This window comes from Xenorhabdus griffiniae (assembly GCF_001028135.1).
Lineage (GTDB): Bacteria > Pseudomonadota > Gammaproteobacteria > Enterobacterales > Enterobacteriaceae > Xenorhabdus > Xenorhabdus bakwenae.
The window spans coordinates 1-16923 of sequence record NZ_LDNM01000039.1 but is presented as its reverse complement, the minus strand read 5'-3'; the positions used below and the strand labels follow the sequence as shown (position 1 = coordinate 16923).

Here is a 16923-nt window from a genome sequence, read left to right as displayed (position 1 = left end):
TCAGATGATATTCCTGAATTATCCACTTATTAATCCTTAATTATGGTTGATTGACTTTATGACTGAACAGCATTGCCGCAATGTACAAAATTCAATAGCGGTACACAATCGCCAACGCACTGCCAATGGCAACTGCCAGAGGGCGAAAGAGATTATTGCGGTGCTAGAGGCGCGTGCATGAGCGAATTGCAGGAACACAACAGCGACGTATATATATCAATGCGTCGCCAGCGTGAAGAGTTTCAGCCGGAGTTGCCAAGCGATGCGACTCTGGCTGAGCGCATTATGTGGGAAGCTAATCAGGACGACGCAGAGTGGCGGCACGATATTATCGCCCACGTCCCTGATTTTCTGGCGATCTATTTTGCCACCAAATACGCCAGAATATTTAAAAAATCCGGTCGCCGCCGTGCCAATGAATTTTTGCTCAAAACAGCCAAGAATGTATTGCCACGGTTTGAATTGGTGATGAAACAGTACGAATTCAAGCATCGTGCTTCCGGGACGGTTCCCTTTCCGTTTATTGAACAATTGGAGCGTATTGCCCAGCTAGACCGGTCGGCCATCAAATCACTGGCAACAGGCATCACCAATTTTATGTCTGAAACCTATCAGTCAGTCACCCATGATTTTGCGGATAACCCGCCTGTAGAAGAGTGTGAAGCGCGTAAACGCCTAGAACGGGTTTATACCTTACTGGCTAAATTAACCCTGCAATCAGGCACGCAGCCGCCGTACTGGCAGCAGTTCATCAAAGGAAGGATAGAACCCAATGATGATCAGCTCTGTGCCGCTTTACTGCGCATGATGGATGCGCAGTGGTGGTATCGCCGATTAAAACGACTGTGTGACATTAAACTCGAACACTTGGCCATTGCTATTGGTCAGGTGCAAAAATCAGCGTCCCCTTACGTTTCCCGCACTACTCTGCACCGTTGGTTGGAACAAAAGCGCAGTAACTGGCAGTTTCTGAAAGAGTTCGATCTCGAAGACGAGGACGGAAACCGCACCGAATTATCAAAAATGGTGCTCGCCAGTGTGTCTAACCCAGCAATCAAACGTTGCGAATTGATGGTCAGAATGCGCGGTTTTGAAGATTTGGCTAAAGAAATGGGGTGTGTGGGGGAATTCTACACTATTACTGCGCCATCACGTTTTCATTCAGCCTATCAGGCAGGTGGCTTTGTCAAAAACTGGCAAGGCAATGATCCACGGGAAACCCAGAAATATCTTTGTAAAGTCTGGGCAAAAATTCGTGCCGCTTATAGCCGCGCGGGTATTCGCGTTTTCGGCTTCCGCGTGACTGAGCCTCATCATGATGGTACGCCACACTGGCACATGCTGCTATTTGTCCGCCCGGAACAGGTGGAAGCGTTACGGGATATTTTCTGTTATTACGCCCGTCTTGAAGACTCCGAAGAATTGCAGACACAGAAAGCCCTGAAAGCCCGTTTTCACGTAGAGCCTATTGATGAAGAAAAAGGCAGTGCGACCGGTTATATCGCTAAATATATCAGTAAAAATATTGATGGCTATGCAATGGATGACGAAGTGGATGGTGAAACCGGGCAGAAATGTAAGGACATGGCGAGGGCAGTTTCAGCGTGGGCGTCACATTGGAAAATTCGCCAGTTTCAACAAATCGGTGGTGCGCCTGTGTCTGTTTGGCGCGAATTACGCCGCATGGGGGATGATACAACCTCATCGGACGGTTTAGATATTGATTTTGCAGAAGTTCATAAAGCGGCTGACCGGGGTTATTGGGGGGAGTACACCAAAGCGCAGGGCGGTGCTTTTGTACGTCGTGCCGATCTCGTGGCGAGACTGTGGTATGAACGTGAAGAAAAAACAAATGCTTACGGGGAACCCGTTGATTGTATTAAGGGGGTTTTCTGCACCTTGGTCGGCGAAGATACTCCGATCATCACTCGCGTAAAAAACTGGCAGATTGTGCCGAAGTTAAAGGCAGATAACGATCCTGCCAATGGGAGGTTTTTGCCTTTATCTGGCGGCGCAGCCGCCCCTTGGAGTTCTGTCAATAACTGTACGGAGGCACGGAGGACGATTAACGACAATAAAAATTTAGTGGAAAAAATTATTGACTATGCCGATTCAATCGGGATGGATTTTAGCCGATTTATGGCGCGGTCATTAATCATCGGAGGAAAAATTAGCGTAGGTGAACAGCCATTCCGGTTATGGATGGACGGGAGTTTTATTCCGGTGGAGTCGGAACGGCAACAACAGGCACGCCACGAAGCACTGCGGCAGCGGATTAATAATCTTGGTGAAATGAGGAAGTTATGAGAATCAATTTGGGTAAATACGTGATTACATCGGATAGTCGTTCATTCACGCTGAATAAAAAGATGATAGCCAAAACAGGGAAAAATGCCGGGCAGGAGTCTTTGACGCCATTCCGATATTACACACAGTTAGCGCATCTAACCCGCGATGTAATCACAATGGGAGTTGATAGCAATGATATCAGTACATTGCAGCAACTCAGTGAGCGAATAGAGGAAATCGCGGCAGATTTAGTGGGGAGAATAGCGAAATGATGCGTTTCGGCTCGGTCTGCTCCGGTATTGAAGCCGCCAGCGTGGCATGGGAACCGCTGGGGATGTTTCCGGCATGGTTCAGTGAAATTGAGAAATTCCCCAGCGCAGTATTGCAATACCATTGGCCGTATGTCCGCAATCTGGGGGATATGACCAATATCCCCGTCATGATTGCCGAAAATCAGGCCGATGCGCCGGATATTCTGGTCGGCGGGACACCCTGTCAGGCGTTCAGTATTGCAGGTCTGCGTAATGGGTTGGGCGATGAACGGGGACAATTAACACTATCATTCGTGGAGTTAGCTAATGTTATTGATTCAGTCAGGGCAGCAAACGGAAAACAGCCATCTATCATCGTCTGGGAAAACGTGCCCGGCGTATTATCCAGCCGGGATAATGCCTTCGGTTGTTTTCTTGCAGGGCTTGCCGGAGAAAATGAACCGTTGCAGCCGCCAGGGACGAGATGGACAAACTCTGGTTATGTGTCTGGCCCCCAACGCGCTGTCGCCTGGCGAGTGCTCGACGCTCAATATTTCGGAGTGGCCCAACGACGCCGTCGTGTGTTTGTTGTCGCAAGTGCTCGAGCAGACCTCTGTCCCGCAACGGTACTTTTTGAGCCAGACCGCGTGCGCCGGAATCCTGAACCGCACAGAACGGCGGGGAAAACGGTTGCCGGCAATGCTGGAAGTTGCGCTGTTATCGGTGGTATCGGGGTGATGACCTGCCGATTACTGTCGTTTGGTGAGTATAAAGTGGATGATATTTCGTCAACGCTCAGGTCACGGGATGATAAAAGCGCGACTGATCTCATTACAACGCAGGATGCCGTGCGCCGTCTAACGCCTGTTGAGTGCGAGCGGTTACAGGGCTTTCCTGATAATCACACTCGTATCCCGTGGAATGGAAAAACATTGGAGAATTGTCCTGATGGTCACCGCTATCGGGCAATTGGTAATTCAATGGCCGTGCCTGTGATGGCATGGATTGGGAAGCGAATTTTAATGCAGATGAGGCAACCATGAAAAAACTGACAACTGCCAGTGAGTTATTGAAAGCTGATTTCGATGTGTACTGTGCTTGCTATAAAAAATGGCGGAAAAACGCCAGAAATAAACCCGGCCAGCGTCCACCTAAAATGACTAAATCGCGTCGGGATGCCGTATTGCGGCAAATAGTTCAGCGTGATTTAGCTGCTGGCATGCTGATTTTTAGAGGATAAAATGATTACCTTAAATTTAACCCCTGAAATTGTTAACAGTATCAATCATAAATTTGAGTCAGGTTTATTTGTCTGGCAGGCACGCTGGAAAGCCAATCAACATCACCGAAATCGCTTTTTGCATAAAGCCAGACAGGTGGGTGCTGATTATTATTTCGTACTAGAAGCCTTAAGTGATACCTGTCGGACAGGCCGGAACAAGTTTTTTATGTCAAATAAGGAATTCTTGCCGTTTTTTGTTCATAACGTTGCTCAGTATTTCCCTCAGCAGCAAAAGCGCCTGATTGAGCAGGCAGACGATATTAAGTCACTGAGGCTTAGTAATGGCGCTGAAATCCGCTTTGTGCATGAAAACAGCCATGTTGCTGCATTGTCTGGTGATGTGTATGTGTCAGAGTGGGCGTGGTCGGATAATCCCGTTCAGTTGATACAATTAGCTTTGAGTCTCTCAATACATAAGAACTCGCATAGAACGTTTTATTCATCCAGAGCTTCAGGAGATAACGGAGAGGCAGCTTATAAGCGGTTTTTTACTGGAAATTGTATCGGACGTGGCCCTGCTTTTTTCGATACGGTAACGTTGTTCGATGATGTTGAAAATCGATTTAATGAAGAACAACTTCGTCAGGTATGGTCACAAGAGGCATTTGAAGAGCTGTTTTTGTGCCGCTTGCCTCATCCCCGTTGGTAACCAGAGAGGACAAACCCAATGGCGAAATCCCCCGCAGAACGTAAAGCCGCCCAACGTCAACGCCAGCAGGAAGCTGGCGTCACCAAAATAGAATTGTTGCTCGATAATCAAGAATTGTGCCCTGAGACGGCCGGGACGCGATCCCTACGATGTGGCAAATGTGGCGATGGTCTTTTCCCGTGGCCGAATGTTGTTTTTCTGGTGACTCAGCGTGCTGGAACACATTAGGCTGGCATAAATTAAAACTACAATTGTGATCATGTGACATGTCACGAAATGGTAGTAACCCTGCCTCAATGCGGGTTATTTTTGTTCTTAGTCATGGCTGCATAAAACCCCCTATTCCGCGCATCAATCCGCAAGATCAAATCAGGATCTCACATCCCGTCAAGCACCAGTATTGGCGCTTCTTGGAAGATCCCTTGCAGGTGCATAAAAAGCGACACATTTAGTGGGCAGGCGCGGCGGGGTCACGACTGCGCGTGGTGGCGTGTAATGACGTGCCAAAATCAGGTTTCATCACATCATTATTACAGTTGAAACTACATTTCATTCGGGCAAAAAAAAGACCGCCTCGCAGACGGTCGCATCATCAAGTGATGGAGGTTAATCGTTGCTGTCCATCTCCAGCGAATACCGGTCAAACCGGATAACTTCTTCCCCAAGCCAGTCATTCAACTGTTGCATCTTGCTTTGCAGTGGCAGCAGCTCGTTGCGCACAAACACTTTAGCCGCTTTCTCCACATCCCCAAAGCCGCCGGCGTTCTCAGGAATGATCCCCATGATTTGTGGCGGGACACGATGCGCGGCCAGCATGTCATCACGGCTCACGTTCTTGATATTCAGAAATTCATCTTTCGCTGCGGCTTCGGACAGCGGAATAGTCTGAATGCCGTCTTTCTTGCCGCCGGGCGCATACAAAAACAGGTTGCGAAAATTGCCGGGACCCTTGCTACTTTTCAGGGCTTCACGAATTTTATCCACATCATCGGTTTTCTGTGCCGCATCACTGATATAGAGAATATACCCCGCGTGCGAGCCATTGAGGTAATACTTGCGGCGGAACAAGGTTGAGGCTTCATTGAGCAGAACGGACGGGATCGCCGCCAGATATTCCGGCAAGCCATAAAGCTCCTGATTAATATCCGGCTCTATCAAATGAAATACTTTCCCGGTCTGAAATTCAAACGGCTTGGTCTCATAGCCATATTGCACAAACCAATAGGTATCGAGATCCGCACCCCGGCGCGTGAACTTAGCCGGCGAGTGTTTCAGTGTCAGCGGTTGGCCTAATCGGTTATCGCGCAGCTCAAGATAGCCGTTACCAAACAGTAAAAAATCCAGCGCCCAGCTATCAAACGTCTGCCGGCTTAAATACTTGTGTGGAATGAACGTGCTGGTCAGGATGTTACGTTTAACAAAAATAGCACTGCTATGGTGGGGTGCGGCGCGGAACGTACGCGCCAGCCCGTTAAAACTGATGGGCGGCTCATAGTAATTATCGACCCGTACACATTCCAGATAATCAAAGATTTCACGTTTATCTAAAACGGGAATGGGGTCACCAAACGTAAATGCCTCCATTGAGGCGGTATCCGGCGTCTGTGTCAGTTTCTGGCTCTGGCGTTTCTTATTCTTACGGCTCATTAAAAGACCTCAACAATATTGCGGTGATTACTGTTTTCACCCGTGATAGGTTCGTTATAGAGGGCGTGCATGGTCGCCCATGCCAGGTCGGCATGGCTGGCTTCTTCGCTGCGGTCAGCTTCATAGGTGGGGCGGTTGCCACTGGCGGTGGTTGCCCGTCGGATGGCCATAAAAGACTGGGTGATGTCATTGCTGCCGGCGTCATATTCCAGCCGGTCATGGCTGATCACATCATAGGCTTTCAGTACCAGGGCATTTTTTAACGCGGGGTTATAAACAAACTCTTTGGCCGCCGGGAAAAAATCCCGCACATTCTGTAAAACCCCGTGACCCAGCCCGGTGGAGTCAATACCGATATATTGCACGTTATAACGTTCCGTCAGCTCTTTAATCGCGTCAGACTGGGCGCGAAAATCCATACCGCGCCATTGGTGGTGCTCCAGTATCCGAAATTTACCCCCCGGGAACAGGGGCGGCGCGATAACCACACAACCGGCACTGTCCCCGTTTTGCGTCCCTTTGGCGGGGTCGTATCCAATCCAGACCGGGTGATAGGCATACGGACGTATCATCAGGGGTTGCACGTCGTCCCACACTTCCCAGCTATCGACCAGACACTTCTGCATTAACTGCAAATTAAAGATAGACGCAATATCATCGACAAACTCACACATCAGCAAGTTTTCGAATTCATCCGGGCTGTATTCCAGATGCAGTTGGTCAATATCGAATAAGTTACAGCCACCCTGCATCGCATTTTCAATTGTGACAATTTGCCGCCATTGTCCATCACCGCACATCATGCCGTTAACTAAAGCCTGATGGCTGATATCCACTTCAACATGATCCGCTTTGCGCCGACCACGATTAAACAGTTTTCCTGACCAGAACGGATAGGCACTGTGCGTTAATGCCGATGGCGTGGAAAAGTAGGTCTGGCGCCATTTCTTGTGCATGGCCATGCCCGACGCCACCTTGCGCAATTCCTGAAATTTCGGTATCCAGAAATATTCATCCAGGTATAAGTTACCGTGATAGCTTTGCGCGGTGCGGGCATTTGTCCCCAGGAAATACAAAGTGGCCCCATTGGGTAAGACAATCGGGTCACCTTTTAAATCAACATCCACCTCACGCGCCATATCAATGATGTAACCTTTAAATACGTGCGCCTGGGCCTTGCTCGCGGATAAAAATATTTGGTTTCGCCCGGTGAGTACGGCATCCATAAAGGCTTCGCGGGCAAAAAAGTACGTTGCCCCGATTTGGCGGGATTTTAAGATATTGCGAATGCGGTGCTTGTGTCCGGCCCCATACCAGACCTTTTGGTACTCAAACATGTTTTCACGAAATATTTCTTCCAGTTTTTCAATCTGTGCTTCGCTAAACAGGTTCTTTTCCGGTACACGACGTTCACCTTTGTTGCGATTGGCCAGCCTGGGGTTTAAATCCACCTCATTGCCGCCATCCTGATAACGGTGAATTTTGGCATGCCGTTCCAGCTGACGATAAAGCAGGTCGATTTCTTTGAAGTCTTTCCCCTCCTTGTTTTCTTTGCTGATCAGCGTGCAAAGGCGCACTTCAACACTCATTTCAACGCGGTCAAAGGGAGTGATGTCATCCCATTTGTCACGACGTTTCCAGCTGTGAATGGTGACGGCTTTTTCTTTGAGGATTTCAGCAATGCGCGCGATCCGGTACCCGCTAAAGTACAGGTGCATGGCTCTTTTGCGTGGATCAAAATCGTGTAATGTATTCATGCCGCCAGATTACTGACTGGCGACCGCGCTCGCGCTGCACACCCGTTGTGCCATTCCCCATACAATGGCCCGGCATTGTTTCTTATCGCTCATCCCTGAAAACATAGGCTCACTCTTTTTTTTTTACGCATGAACCTACATTCAATTGCCGGAGCCTGAGCAATGACGAAAAAAAGTAAGCCGGTGCGCCTTTGTGTTGAAGGGGCCACAACGGATGGCCGCAAAGTCCCGCGCCAATGGCTGACGGATATCGAAAAGAATTACAACCCCACTGTTTACGGTGCCCGTATCAATATGGAGCACTGGAATTATTCTTGGGCGCCGCGTTTCGGTGATGTGGAGTCAGTCTACACCGAAGAAATCAGCGACGGGCCGTTGTCCGGCAAGCTGGCGCTTTATGGCGTGTTAACGCCGACGCCTGAACTGGTGGAAATGAATAAAAAGCGCCAGAAAGTCTATACCTCGGTGGAAATTAACCCGAACTTTTCGGATATGGGCGGCGCTTACCTGGTTGGGCTGGCGGTGACGGATAATCCGGCCAGTCTCGGCACCAGTATGCTGCAATTCAGTAGCGGTGCTGAGGGGGAAAACAACCTTGCTGAACGTAAGCAGCACAAAGATAACCTCTTTACTGCCGCCGAAGAAACCTTGTTCGAATTCGTTGAAGAGGAAGGAAATCCCGCCATGCCCAATTTGTTTGACCGCATCAAGGCGAAATTCACCAAAGAGCGTAAACGTCATGATGAAAACCTGTCTGACGTGCACCAGGCCATCGAACTGTGCGCGGAAGAACAGACCAACACGGCCGCGCAGGTTGCTACGCTGACTCAGCAGGTTGAAGGCCTGTCCAGTCTGAGGCAGGAAAATGAAAACCTGAAATCGGAACTGGGCGCCCTGAAAGAAAACTTAAGCCAGCAGGATAACAACCCGCAACGCCCCCACGCTTTCGGCGGCCAGGGCGAAAATACTGAAAACCTGACGGACTGCTAAACGGAAACGACAATGAGAAAAGAAACACGGTTTAAATTTAATGGTTACTTAACCCGTTTAAGTGAAATTTACGGGGTTGAACCCGGGGCATTTGCCACCGCAAAAGTGGAAATCGAACCTTCCGCCGCGCAAAAGCTGGAAAGCAAAATTCAACTGAGTGCCGCCTTTTTAACGATGATCAATATTGTTCCCGTTAAAGCGCAAGTCGGTGAAAAAATTGGTTTAGGGATCGGCTCCACCATTGCCGGTACAACGGACACCAAAGATAAAGACCGTGAACCCACCGACCCCACCGATTTGTCTAAACAACAGTATCACTGTAAGCAGACCAACTTTGATACCGCCATTCGTTACGAAAAATTGGATATGTGGGCCATTTTTGACGATTTCCAGCGCCGTATTCGTGATGAAATTATCAAACGCCAGGCGCTTGACCGCATCATGATTGGCTGGAACGGCACACACCGCGCCGCCACCTCTGACCGCACCACTCATAAATTATTGCAGGACGTTAACGTGGGTTGGTTACATAAAATCCGACGGGAAGCGCCCGGCCATGTGATCGGTTCATCCACCGATAAAGACAGTAATGTTACGACCGCCGAACCGATCAAAGTGGGTAAAGGGGGCGATTACGCAAACCTCGATGCGCTGGTGATGCAGGCTGTTGATGATGCCATTTCCGAAGTGTACGCCGATGATACCGAACTGGTGGTTATTTGTGGCCGTCAGCTGCTATCCGATAAATATTTCCCTATCGTTAACCGTGACCAGGCCAACACCGAAGCGTTGGCGGCGGAGGTGATTATCAGCCAGAAACGGATTGGAGGATTGCCTGCGGTGCGGGTGCCGTATTTCCCTAAAGATGCCATGCTCATTACCCGGCTGGATAACCTGTCTATTTACTGGCAGGAAGACTCTCGTCGCCGTCAGGTGCTGGATAATCCAAAGCGCGACCGGGTGGAAAACTACGAATCCGTTAACGAAGACTATCTCGTCGAAGATTACGATTGTGTCGCGCTAATCGAAAACATTGCGCTAATCAAAACCCAACCTGCCGTACCCGCCGATACGGAAGATAAAAGCGGAGAATAAGCCGTGAACCCGTGGGAAAAGAAACGCATGCAAGTGGAGGCTAGGCACGCCGCTGAATACGGTGGCAGGCTGGCCGATCCCTCGGTCACCACGCAAGTGAAACTGATGTTACGTCAGCACAAGCGAGACTTAGGGAAAATCCAGTCATTTGAACGCAAAGCCACTTACAAACGCAAAGCGTTACCGCTGTATGAAACGTGGATCACTGAAACCCTCCACAATCAATCAGGGGGACAGGATGACGTTTTGATGTACCTCATGTTGTGGAGCTTTGATGCCGGTGTTTATGAGCAAGGGCTGGATATTGCCGAATACGCGTTAACACACCAGTTAACCATGCCAGAAGGACAATCACGTACAACAGGTTGTGCTATCGCTGAAGAAATGGCAGACCGGGCCAAAGACGCGTACACCGTGAAAAACCCGATCCCACTGGAGATATTACAGCGCGTCAGCTCACTGACTGAGCATGAAGATATGCCCGATAAAGTCCGTGGGGAACTCCATAAATGGCTGGGCTACAGCTTGCGTGATAATGGCTTGCCCCAACCGGCGTTGTGTGAGCTGCTGCGGGCCCTTGAACTCAATGATCGCTCAGGGGTGAAAGCGGATATTAAACAACTGGAAAAAATATTGTCAGCGCAACACCGCGCTGATGATTAACGAACGTGCCAACGCGCCAGGGCGGCGCGAGATAAGAAACCCGTTTTCGACCTCTCGCCCACCGCCCTACCTATTTTGAGGCTGTTATGGATTTCATTTCACCCGAACCGATCAAAGAAGCAGATCAAATTATCACCAGTGGTGATTTCTGGCCATCCATCCATACTGCCGATTTTCGCGCCACCATGCGCAGTGATGGCACGGTGACCTCGGGCCGCCTGATTGAAGCGTTGAAAAATGCGGTGATTGAAACCAACCGGGAGCTGGCGGGCTGGCAGTCACAACAAATCAGCCAGGGCTATCACACCCTGAAATCGGTTCCGGCCAGCCGGATTAACGACGAATCTGAACTGTTATACCTTTACCGCCGCGCGGTGTATTGCACGGCAAAAGCCGGGCTTAGCGAGCGTTACCGCGACATTGACACCACGCCGGACGGGACGAAAAAAGCCGATTCACTGGAGCCTGCTATCGATGATTTGCACCGTGATGCCGTGTGGGCCATCCAGCGCATTAAAGACACAACACACAATATTGTGGAACTGATCTGATGCAGATACGGACACAACAATATGACACGGTGGACGCCCTGTGCTGGCGTCACTATGGACGCACACACGGTGTTACCGAGCAGGTACTGGAGGCCAATCCCGGTCTGGCTGATGTCGGGGTCATTTTGCCCCACGGCATGGCGCTGGAACTGCCGGATATCGCACCCGCGCCTGTGACACCGATGATCCAACTATGGGACTAAGAGATGGACAAACAACCTGATTTATGGGCCGACTTACTGAACGGCCTAAGGCACTCCTGGCCGCAGATTTCCGGCTCCGGGCTGGCGATACTGATTTGTTATGGCCGCCTGATTTATGACGGTGTTGAGCGCAAGAACCGCTGGGTCGAACCGTTGCTGTGCGGCGCACTGTCTTGGGGCATTTCCAGCGCACTGGAACTGTTCGGCATCCCCGGCAGCGTGTCACCGGCACTTGGCGGGGCTATCGGGTTTATTGGCGTTGAGAAGCTGCGTGAGTTTGCGATCCGCGCCATTAACAAACGCCTGGGAGGTAAACCCCATGAGTAGAGGCATTGACAATCACAATCCGGGCAACATTCGCCACGGGGATAACTGGCAAGGATTGCGTGAAACCCAGACCGATAAGGCATTCTGTCAGTTTATTGCGCCGGAATGGGGTATTCGCGCCATGCTGAAAATTTTGCGCAATTACGAACGCAAATACGGATTAAACAGTATCCGGCAAATCATTGCCCGCTGGGCGCCGCCCAATGAAAATGACACCGAGGGTTACATTGCCTTTGTGTGCCAGAAAGTGGGTGTTCCCGGCAGTGCAGTGATCGATATGGACAACACCGCCACGCTGCGCCGGCTGGTGCAGGCCATGATACAGATGGAGAACGGCCAGCAACCTTATTCTGATGATATTTTTACGCGGGCATTTGAATTGCTATGAAATGGCAAATCAAATCCGGCATTATTTTTATCGCGCTGGCATTGATGGGGTCAGCCGCCTTTTCCGTCTGGTCTGTGTATGCGGAAAATGGGCGACTCACCGAAAAGAATGCGGCATTAAATCAATCCCTGTCAGCGCAAATTGCCCTCCATAATCAGCAGCAGGCTCGCCTGAAACATCTGGCTGAACAGGATGCGCAACGCTTACAGGAGTTGACTTATGCCAAATCTGAAATTGATCGGCTGCATAGCGCTGCTTTGGTTCACCCTGAGCGGGTGTACATCAAAGCCAATTGTCCAGCCGCTACAACCCCTGCCGCCCCCGGCATGGCTGATGCAGCCGGCGCCCGACCTACAGACGCCGCTATCCGAAATTATTGGTTACTCCGAGAACGTATTGCCACTACCGAGCAAATGATCCGGGGATTACAGGACTACATTCAGAACCAGTGCCAATAACAGGTGCCCCATGAATAAACCCCGTTTATTACGCGCTGCGCTGGCGGCGAAAATCCCTTACCTGCGGGATAACCCCGAATATCTGCACCTGTTTGTGGAGGATGGGGCCGTGGTGGCAACCTCCGCCTCGTCACTGTCCTACGAATACGAATACTCCCTGAACCTGATTGCAGAGGGTTATCCGGGTGATCAGAATATTCTGATGGCAGTGATAGTGCACTGGCTGCGTGAGCATCAACCGGACATCTTCGCCAATCCGGATAACCGTCACAGCGGCTTCACCTTTGACGTCAATATCCTGAATGACGCCACCGCCGATATCAGCATTGATTTGAAACTGACTGAGCGTGTTGTGGTCACTCAGCAGGGTGATGTCAGCACGGTGGATGCGGTCCCTGAGCCAGAAAACCCGTTTGACCGGTGGTGAAATGGAAACGGACGAATTGCAGCCACTGGATACCGCCCTGACGGCGTTGTTAACCCAACTGTCCCCGGCCAGCCGCAAACAGCTTGCCCGCGAGATTGCACGCGACTTACGCCAGAGCCAAATGCAACGCATCCGCGCCCAGCGCAACCCCGACGGCAGTCGCTATACCCAACGCAAGGCGCAAATACTCAAAGTCCAGCGGGGCATGAAGTTTGTCTGGCGCGGTGAAACCCGCACCTTGAAAAACTGGCAGATCCGCAAGGGTAAAAATGGCGAAGTGATCACGGGGTATGATGCTGAACGCAAGGGCGTACGCACTTTCTACAAAAACGATATCCAACGCTTTCTGGAAGTCAAAACCGACCGCATTAATACCCGTAAAAACAGCAAGAAAACCCGCATGTTTAAGAAGCTGGCAACCGCCCGTTACCTGCGCCTGTCGGTCAGCGATAAAGAAGCGACGATTTTCTTTGCCCCCAAAGTGGCTACTGTTGCGCGAGTCCATCATTTCGGCTTAAAAGAACGGATGCGGGGCAAAAACATCGAAGTTCAGTACCCATCACGCCGCCTGTTGGGGCTGACAGCGCAGGATATCGCGCATATCGAAGAACAAATCCTCGCGCATCTCACCCGCTAATGTGTGTCAGGACTGGCACAACCCCGATAACGTGCAGAGCGGTACGCACAGTGACATGTTGTGCGCATGAACACACAATTTACCGAACTTTTGCGCCGGCTGCGCAACCTGATCCGCATTGGCACTGTCACCCGGGTAGATACTGCCCGTGGGATTTGTCGCGTGGAAACCGGTCATCTTGAAACAGACTGGCTGAACTGGCTGACCGCCAGAGCCGGGAGCGCCCGCACATGGTGGGCACCCAGTGTTGGTGAACAGGTTTTATTGCTGTCTATCGGCGGCGATCTGACCACCGCCTTTGTGCTGCCGGCCATTTTTTCCGACGAATTCCCAGCACCTTCCCACTCACCGACGGCCGCCCACCTGGTCTTTCCCGACGGGGCGATGATTGAGTATGAACCCCAAACCAGCGCATTAACGGTCACGGGAATTAAAACGGCCACCGTGAATGCGGCAGTGTCTGTCCATGTCACCGCACCGGATATCACCTGTACGGCCAGCAGCCAAATCACCCTGGATACCCCGACCGTGATGTGTACGCACCATTTGACCACAGGCAGTCTGGAGATCCGGGACGGCGGGACGATGCGCGGCAATATCACCCACACTGACGGCCAATTCAGCTCTAACGGAATTGTGGTCGATTCACACCGGCACAATGGTGTCCGCAGTGGTGACGGCACGTCAGGAAGCCCCGTCTCATGAGGTATCTGGGTATGAATCGCCAGACCGGTGAGCCACTGACGGATATTAACCATATTCGCCAGTCCGTCAGCGATATTTTAATGACGCCCGTGGGCAGCCGGATCGCCCGCCGTCAGTATGGTTCCCTGTTGTCGGCACTGATAGATGCACCTCAAAACCCAGCGCTGCGCCTGCAACTGATGGCGGCCTGTTATACCGCTATCCAGCAATGGGAGCCGCGCATCATCGTCACGGCGATAACACTCAGTCAAAATGCGGCCGGACAAATGACGGTCGATATCAGCGGCCATTATTCCCCCGCCCGTGATCCGATTGCGTTTTCCGTGCCAGTGAGGTGACAATGCCAAACCTTGACTTAAGTCAGCTGCCCCCGCCTGATGTGGTTGAACCGCTGGATTTTGAAACGCTGTTTGCAGAGCGTAAAGCGGCGCTGATTGCCCTGTACCCGCCAGAACAACGGGAGGCAATTACCCGCACTTTGGCGCTGGAATCGGAACCCATCACTAAGTTGCTCCAGGAAAATGCCTACCGTGAATTGCTGCTACGCCAGCGCATTAATGAAGCGGCGCGTGCGGCGATGGTAGCGTATGCCGGCGGCAGTGATTTAGACCAGCTGGGCGCGAACAATAACGTCAGTCGATTGATATTGCAGCCGGCTGACAATAATGCCGTACCGCCGGTGCCTGCCGTGCTGGAGCCTGACCGCGATTATCGCGTGCGTATTCCGCAGGCGTTTGAGGGACTGAGCGTTGCCGGTCCCGTTGGTGCCTATGAATACCATGCACGCAGTGCTGACGGTCGTGTCGCCGATGCCTCGGTTGTTAGCCCCGCGCCGGCTTATGTGACAGTCAGTATTTTATCCCGTGAGGGGAACGGCGCGGCCAGTGATGAGCTGATTGCTACTGTCAGTCACGCCCTGAATGATGAGGACGTGCGCCCCGTCGCCGACCGCCTGACCGTGCAATCGGCCAAGATTATTGATTATGACATTGACGCCGTGTTGTACTGCTATCCCACGCCCGAATACGAGCCGATATTGCAGGATGCACGGGCCAGACTGGCGCGTTATACCGCCGAGCAGCACCGGATTGGCCGCGATATCGTGCGCAGTGCCATTTTTGCCGCATTGCATGTGCCTGGCGTACAACGTGTTGAACTGAAAACTCCCGCACAGGACATGATCTTGGATAAAACTCAGGCGAGTTTCTGTACCCGCGCCACCGTGAAGATTGGGGGTTCTGATGAATAACCGCCTGTTGCCTATGGGGTCATCACCGTTGGAAATTGCCGCCGCCACCGCGCTATCCAGTCTGGCGGAGATCCCCGTTCCTGTCCGTGACCTGTGGAACCCCGATCGTTGTCCGGTGCGATTACTTCCGTATCTGGCCTGGGCGTGGTCAGTTGACCGTTGGGATATGGACTGGGCAGAGAGTACCAAACGTGAGTCCATTAAAGCGGCGATGTTTGTGCATAAACACAAGGGCACGATTGGTGCGATTCGTCGGGTGGTCGAGCCGTTCGGTTACCTGATCCGCGTGATTGAATGGTGGCAGACCAACGAGGCGCCGGGCACTTTCCGGCTCGATATCGGCGTGATGGAAACCGGTATTACGGCTGAAACCTATCAGGAACTGGAACGCCTGATTTTTGATGCCAAGCCCGCCTCGCGCCATTTGATTGGCATGTCCATTCAATTGGAAACGGGCGGTACAGCCTATTGTGCTGTGACCAGCTACAGCGGGGATAGCCTGACTGTATACCCCTATTTACCTAAAGAAGTGGTTGTCTCCGGCGCTGACGTGGTGGGCGTGGCAGTCCATGTTATTGATGAAATGAGGATTAAATCATGAGTACGAAATTCTTTGCCCTGTTAACCCGGCTGGGCGCGGACAAACTCGCCAATGCCGCCGCACTGGGCACCAAACTGAACATCACCCATATGGCGGTGGGCGATGGGGGCGGAAAATTGCCGACACCGGACACCGCACAAACTAAACTCGTTAACGAACGCCGCCGTGCAGCGATTAATGTCCTGAGTGTTGATCCAAAAAACACCAACCAGATTATGGCTGAACAGGTTATACCGGAAAATGAAGGCGGTTGGTGGATACGGGAAATTGGCCTGTTTGATAAGGACGGCATTTTAATTGCGGTCGGCAACTGCGCGGAGACCTACAAGCCGCAATTGCAGGAAGGTTCCGGTCGTACTCAAACTATTCGCATGGTGCTGATTGTCAGCCATACGGACGCGGTGACATTGAAAATTGATCCGTCCGTGGTGCTGGCCACCCGCGAGTATGCGGATGCCGTGGTCGCTAACGCTATCCGCGAGCATGAACAAAGCCGCCGCCATCCTGACGCGACACTGAAAGAAAAGGGATTTGTGATCCTGAGCAGCGCAGTGGACAGCAACAGCGAAACACAGGCGGCAACCCCGAAAGCGGTCAGGGCGGCGTATGATTTGGCGGCGACGGCGAATAATAATGCCAATAGTTGCCTGGAGAAAAACAAGAACGGCGCAGATATCCCCAACAAACCGGAGTTTGTGAAAAACCTCGGTTTAACGGCAGGTTCGGCATTACCGGTCGGCGTGCCTATTCCGTG

The 16923-nt window shown here is 51.5% G+C and carries 22 protein-coding genes and 2 pseudogenes; 22 read left to right on the top strand and 2 right to left on the bottom strand.

Translation table 11 applies throughout. The features are described 5' to 3' along the window. The first annotated feature begins 58 nt into the window (after positions 1-58). The 7 genes and pseudogenes from AAY47_RS23050 (at position 59) to AAY47_RS10200 (ending at position 4728) form a co-directional block, all read left to right on the top strand. Entirely contained in the window at positions 59-181 is a 123-nt protein-coding gene (locus AAY47_RS23050; RefSeq protein WP_255334729.1) for a hypothetical protein, read from the top strand. After that, positions 178-2307, top strand: coding sequence for a replication endonuclease (locus tag AAY47_RS10225; protein ID WP_047769507.1), 2130 nt, complete (start codon positions 178-180; stop codon positions 2305-2307). The genes AAY47_RS23050 and AAY47_RS10225 overlap by 4 nt, the downstream gene beginning before the upstream one ends. Further along, positions 2304-2561 carry a hypothetical protein gene (locus tag AAY47_RS10220; RefSeq protein ID WP_047769505.1) on the top strand — a complete coding sequence of 86 codons (258 nt, stop codon included), beginning with the start codon at positions 2304-2306 and terminating at the stop codon, positions 2559-2561. The genes AAY47_RS10225 and AAY47_RS10220 overlap by 4 nt, the downstream gene beginning before the upstream one ends. Continuing rightward, positions 2558-3559, top strand: a pseudogene (locus tag AAY47_RS10215) (DNA cytosine methyltransferase); the annotation flags it as partial. The gene AAY47_RS10220 and the pseudogene AAY47_RS10215, both read left to right, overlap by 4 nt. Positions 3560-3579: 20 nt before the next feature. Beyond that, on the top strand, positions 3580-3780 hold the full coding sequence (locus tag AAY47_RS10210; protein ID WP_047769500.1) for a DUF7301 family protein: 201 nt from the start codon (positions 3580-3582) through the stop codon (positions 3778-3780). Position 3781: 1 nt separating this feature from the next. Then, complete coding sequence (locus AAY47_RS10205; protein WP_047769498.1) at positions 3782-4471, top strand: terminase large subunit domain-containing protein; 690 nt, start codon at positions 3782-3784, stop codon at positions 4469-4471. An 18-nt stretch (positions 4472-4489) separates the two neighbouring features. Beyond that, a pseudogene (locus AAY47_RS10200) lies at positions 4490-4728 on the top strand (hypothetical protein). A gap of 349 nt (positions 4729-5077) precedes the next feature. Here AAY47_RS10200 and AAY47_RS10195 read toward each other — a convergent pair. Both AAY47_RS10195 and AAY47_RS10190 read right to left on the bottom strand, forming a co-directional pair. Next, a complete protein-coding gene (locus AAY47_RS10195; RefSeq protein ID WP_047769496.1) occupies positions 5078-6118 on the bottom strand; it encodes a phage portal protein in 1041 nt (346 codons plus the stop codon). Further along, positions 6118-7875 carry a terminase ATPase subunit family protein gene (locus AAY47_RS10190; RefSeq protein ID WP_047769495.1) on the bottom strand — a complete coding sequence of 586 codons (1758 nt, stop codon included), beginning with the start codon at positions 7873-7875 and terminating at the stop codon, positions 6118-6120. Before AAY47_RS10190 ends, AAY47_RS10195 begins: the two co-directional genes overlap by 1 nt. Before the next feature lie 162 nt (positions 7876-8037). Between AAY47_RS10190 and AAY47_RS10185 the strand changes: the two genes are divergently transcribed. The 15 genes from AAY47_RS10185 to AAY47_RS10115 all read left to right on the top strand — a co-directional run. Next, positions 8038-8865: a GPO family capsid scaffolding protein gene (locus AAY47_RS10185; protein WP_047769493.1), complete on the top strand. Its 828-nt coding sequence runs from the start codon at positions 8038-8040 to the stop codon at positions 8863-8865. 12 nt (positions 8866-8877) lie between these two features. Next, positions 8878-9960 carry a phage major capsid protein, P2 family gene (locus tag AAY47_RS10180; protein WP_047769491.1) on the top strand — a complete coding sequence of 361 codons (1083 nt, stop codon included), beginning with the start codon at positions 8878-8880 and terminating at the stop codon, positions 9958-9960. A 3-nt stretch (positions 9961-9963) separates the two neighbouring features. Beyond that, the gene (gene gpM, locus AAY47_RS10175) at positions 9964-10623 is read left to right on the top strand and encodes a phage terminase small subunit (protein ID WP_047769489.1); all 660 of its coding nucleotides are present in this window, start codon (positions 9964-9966) and stop codon (positions 10621-10623) included. Positions 10624-10709: 86 nt separating this feature from the next. Beyond that, positions 10710-11174, top strand: coding sequence for a head completion/stabilization protein (locus tag AAY47_RS10170; RefSeq protein ID WP_047769487.1), 465 nt, complete (start codon positions 10710-10712; stop codon positions 11172-11174). Then, complete coding sequence (locus tag AAY47_RS10165; protein WP_047769485.1) at positions 11174-11377, top strand: tail protein X; 204 nt, start codon at positions 11174-11176, stop codon at positions 11375-11377. Before AAY47_RS10170 ends, AAY47_RS10165 begins: the two co-directional genes overlap by 1 nt. Before the next feature lie 3 nt (positions 11378-11380). Beyond that, entirely contained in the window at positions 11381-11704 is a 324-nt protein-coding gene (locus AAY47_RS10160; protein ID WP_047769483.1) for a phage holin, lambda family, read from the top strand. Continuing rightward, positions 11697-12092, top strand: a complete 396-nt coding sequence (locus AAY47_RS10155) for a structural protein (RefSeq protein WP_047769480.1) — start codon at positions 11697-11699, stop codon at positions 12090-12092. Before AAY47_RS10160 ends, AAY47_RS10155 begins: the two co-directional genes overlap by 8 nt. Further along, positions 12089-12550, top strand: a complete 462-nt coding sequence (locus AAY47_RS10150; protein ID WP_047769478.1) for a lysis system i-spanin subunit Rz — start codon at positions 12089-12091, stop codon at positions 12548-12550. Before AAY47_RS10155 ends, AAY47_RS10150 begins: the two co-directional genes overlap by 4 nt. A gap of 10 nt (positions 12551-12560) precedes the next feature. After that, positions 12561-12977 (top strand): phage tail protein, encoded by a 417-nt coding sequence (locus AAY47_RS10145; RefSeq protein ID WP_047769476.1) that lies wholly within the window; start codon positions 12561-12563, stop codon positions 12975-12977. Further along, the gene (locus AAY47_RS10140) at positions 12937-13614 is read left to right on the top strand and encodes a phage virion morphogenesis protein (protein WP_235428336.1); all 678 of its coding nucleotides are present in this window, start codon (positions 12937-12939) and stop codon (positions 13612-13614) included. Before AAY47_RS10145 ends, AAY47_RS10140 begins: the two co-directional genes overlap by 41 nt. A gap of 66 nt (positions 13615-13680) precedes the next feature. Beyond that, a complete protein-coding gene (locus tag AAY47_RS10135; protein WP_047769472.1) occupies positions 13681-14319 on the top strand; it encodes a phage baseplate assembly protein V in 639 nt (212 codons plus the stop codon). Then, entirely contained in the window at positions 14316-14657 is a 342-nt protein-coding gene (locus tag AAY47_RS10130; RefSeq protein WP_047769470.1) for a GPW/gp25 family protein, read from the top strand. Before AAY47_RS10135 ends, AAY47_RS10130 begins: the two co-directional genes overlap by 4 nt. A 2-nt stretch (positions 14658-14659) precedes the next feature. Continuing rightward, positions 14660-15568, top strand: a complete 909-nt coding sequence (locus AAY47_RS10125) for a baseplate assembly protein (protein ID WP_047769468.1) — start codon at positions 14660-14662, stop codon at positions 15566-15568. Continuing rightward, positions 15561-16169: a phage tail protein I gene (locus AAY47_RS10120; RefSeq protein ID WP_047769466.1), complete on the top strand. Its 609-nt coding sequence runs from the start codon at positions 15561-15563 to the stop codon at positions 16167-16169. Before AAY47_RS10125 ends, AAY47_RS10120 begins: the two co-directional genes overlap by 8 nt. Continuing rightward, positions 16166-16923 (top strand): phage tail protein (locus AAY47_RS10115; protein ID WP_047769464.1); only part of this gene is annotated, 758 nt, incomplete at its 3' end. The genes AAY47_RS10120 and AAY47_RS10115, both read left to right, overlap by 4 nt.

Coding starts and splice junctions, on each gene's coding strand:
- AAY47_RS10220 (WP_047769505.1), top strand. CDS start 2,304: ATGAGAATCAATTTGGGTAAATACGTGATTACATCGGATAGTCGTTCA.
- AAY47_RS10140 (WP_235428336.1), top strand. CDS start 12,937: ATGCGGTCCCTGAGCCAGAAAACCCGTTTGACCGGTGGTGAAATGGAA.
- AAY47_RS10225 (WP_047769507.1), top strand. CDS start 178: ATGAGCGAATTGCAGGAACACAACAGCGACGTATATATATCAATGCGT.
- AAY47_RS10120 (WP_047769466.1), top strand. CDS start 15,561: ATGAATAACCGCCTGTTGCCTATGGGGTCATCACCGTTGGAAATTGCC.
- AAY47_RS23050 (WP_255334729.1), top strand. CDS start 59: ATGACTGAACAGCATTGCCGCAATGTACAAAATTCAATAGCGGTACAC.
- AAY47_RS10160 (WP_047769483.1), top strand. CDS start 11,381: ATGGACAAACAACCTGATTTATGGGCCGACTTACTGAACGGCCTAAGG.
- AAY47_RS10210 (WP_047769500.1), top strand. CDS start 3,580: ATGAAAAAACTGACAACTGCCAGTGAGTTATTGAAAGCTGATTTCGAT.
- AAY47_RS10180 (WP_047769491.1), top strand. CDS start 8,878: ATGAGAAAAGAAACACGGTTTAAATTTAATGGTTACTTAACCCGTTTA.
- AAY47_RS10145 (WP_047769476.1), top strand. CDS start 12,561: ATGAATAAACCCCGTTTATTACGCGCTGCGCTGGCGGCGAAAATCCCT.
- AAY47_RS10165 (WP_047769485.1), top strand. CDS start 11,174: ATGCAGATACGGACACAACAATATGACACGGTGGACGCCCTGTGCTGG.
- AAY47_RS10135 (WP_047769472.1), top strand. CDS start 13,681: ATGAACACACAATTTACCGAACTTTTGCGCCGGCTGCGCAACCTGATC.
- AAY47_RS10195 (WP_047769496.1), bottom strand. CDS start 6,118: ATGAGCCGTAAGAATAAGAAACGCCAGAGCCAGAAACTGACACAGACG.
- AAY47_RS10185 (WP_047769493.1), top strand. CDS start 8,038: ATGACGAAAAAAAGTAAGCCGGTGCGCCTTTGTGTTGAAGGGGCCACA.
- AAY47_RS10130 (WP_047769470.1), top strand. CDS start 14,316: ATGAGGTATCTGGGTATGAATCGCCAGACCGGTGAGCCACTGACGGAT.
- AAY47_RS10150 (WP_047769478.1), top strand. CDS start 12,089: ATGAAATGGCAAATCAAATCCGGCATTATTTTTATCGCGCTGGCATTG.
- AAY47_RS10190 (WP_047769495.1), bottom strand. CDS start 7,875: ATGAATACATTACACGATTTTGATCCACGCAAAAGAGCCATGCACCTG.
- AAY47_RS10125 (WP_047769468.1), top strand. CDS start 14,660: ATGCCAAACCTTGACTTAAGTCAGCTGCCCCCGCCTGATGTGGTTGAA.
- AAY47_RS10155 (WP_047769480.1), top strand. CDS start 11,697: ATGAGTAGAGGCATTGACAATCACAATCCGGGCAACATTCGCCACGGG.
- AAY47_RS10170 (WP_047769487.1), top strand. CDS start 10,710: ATGGATTTCATTTCACCCGAACCGATCAAAGAAGCAGATCAAATTATC.
- AAY47_RS10205 (WP_047769498.1), top strand. CDS start 3,782: ATGATTACCTTAAATTTAACCCCTGAAATTGTTAACAGTATCAATCAT.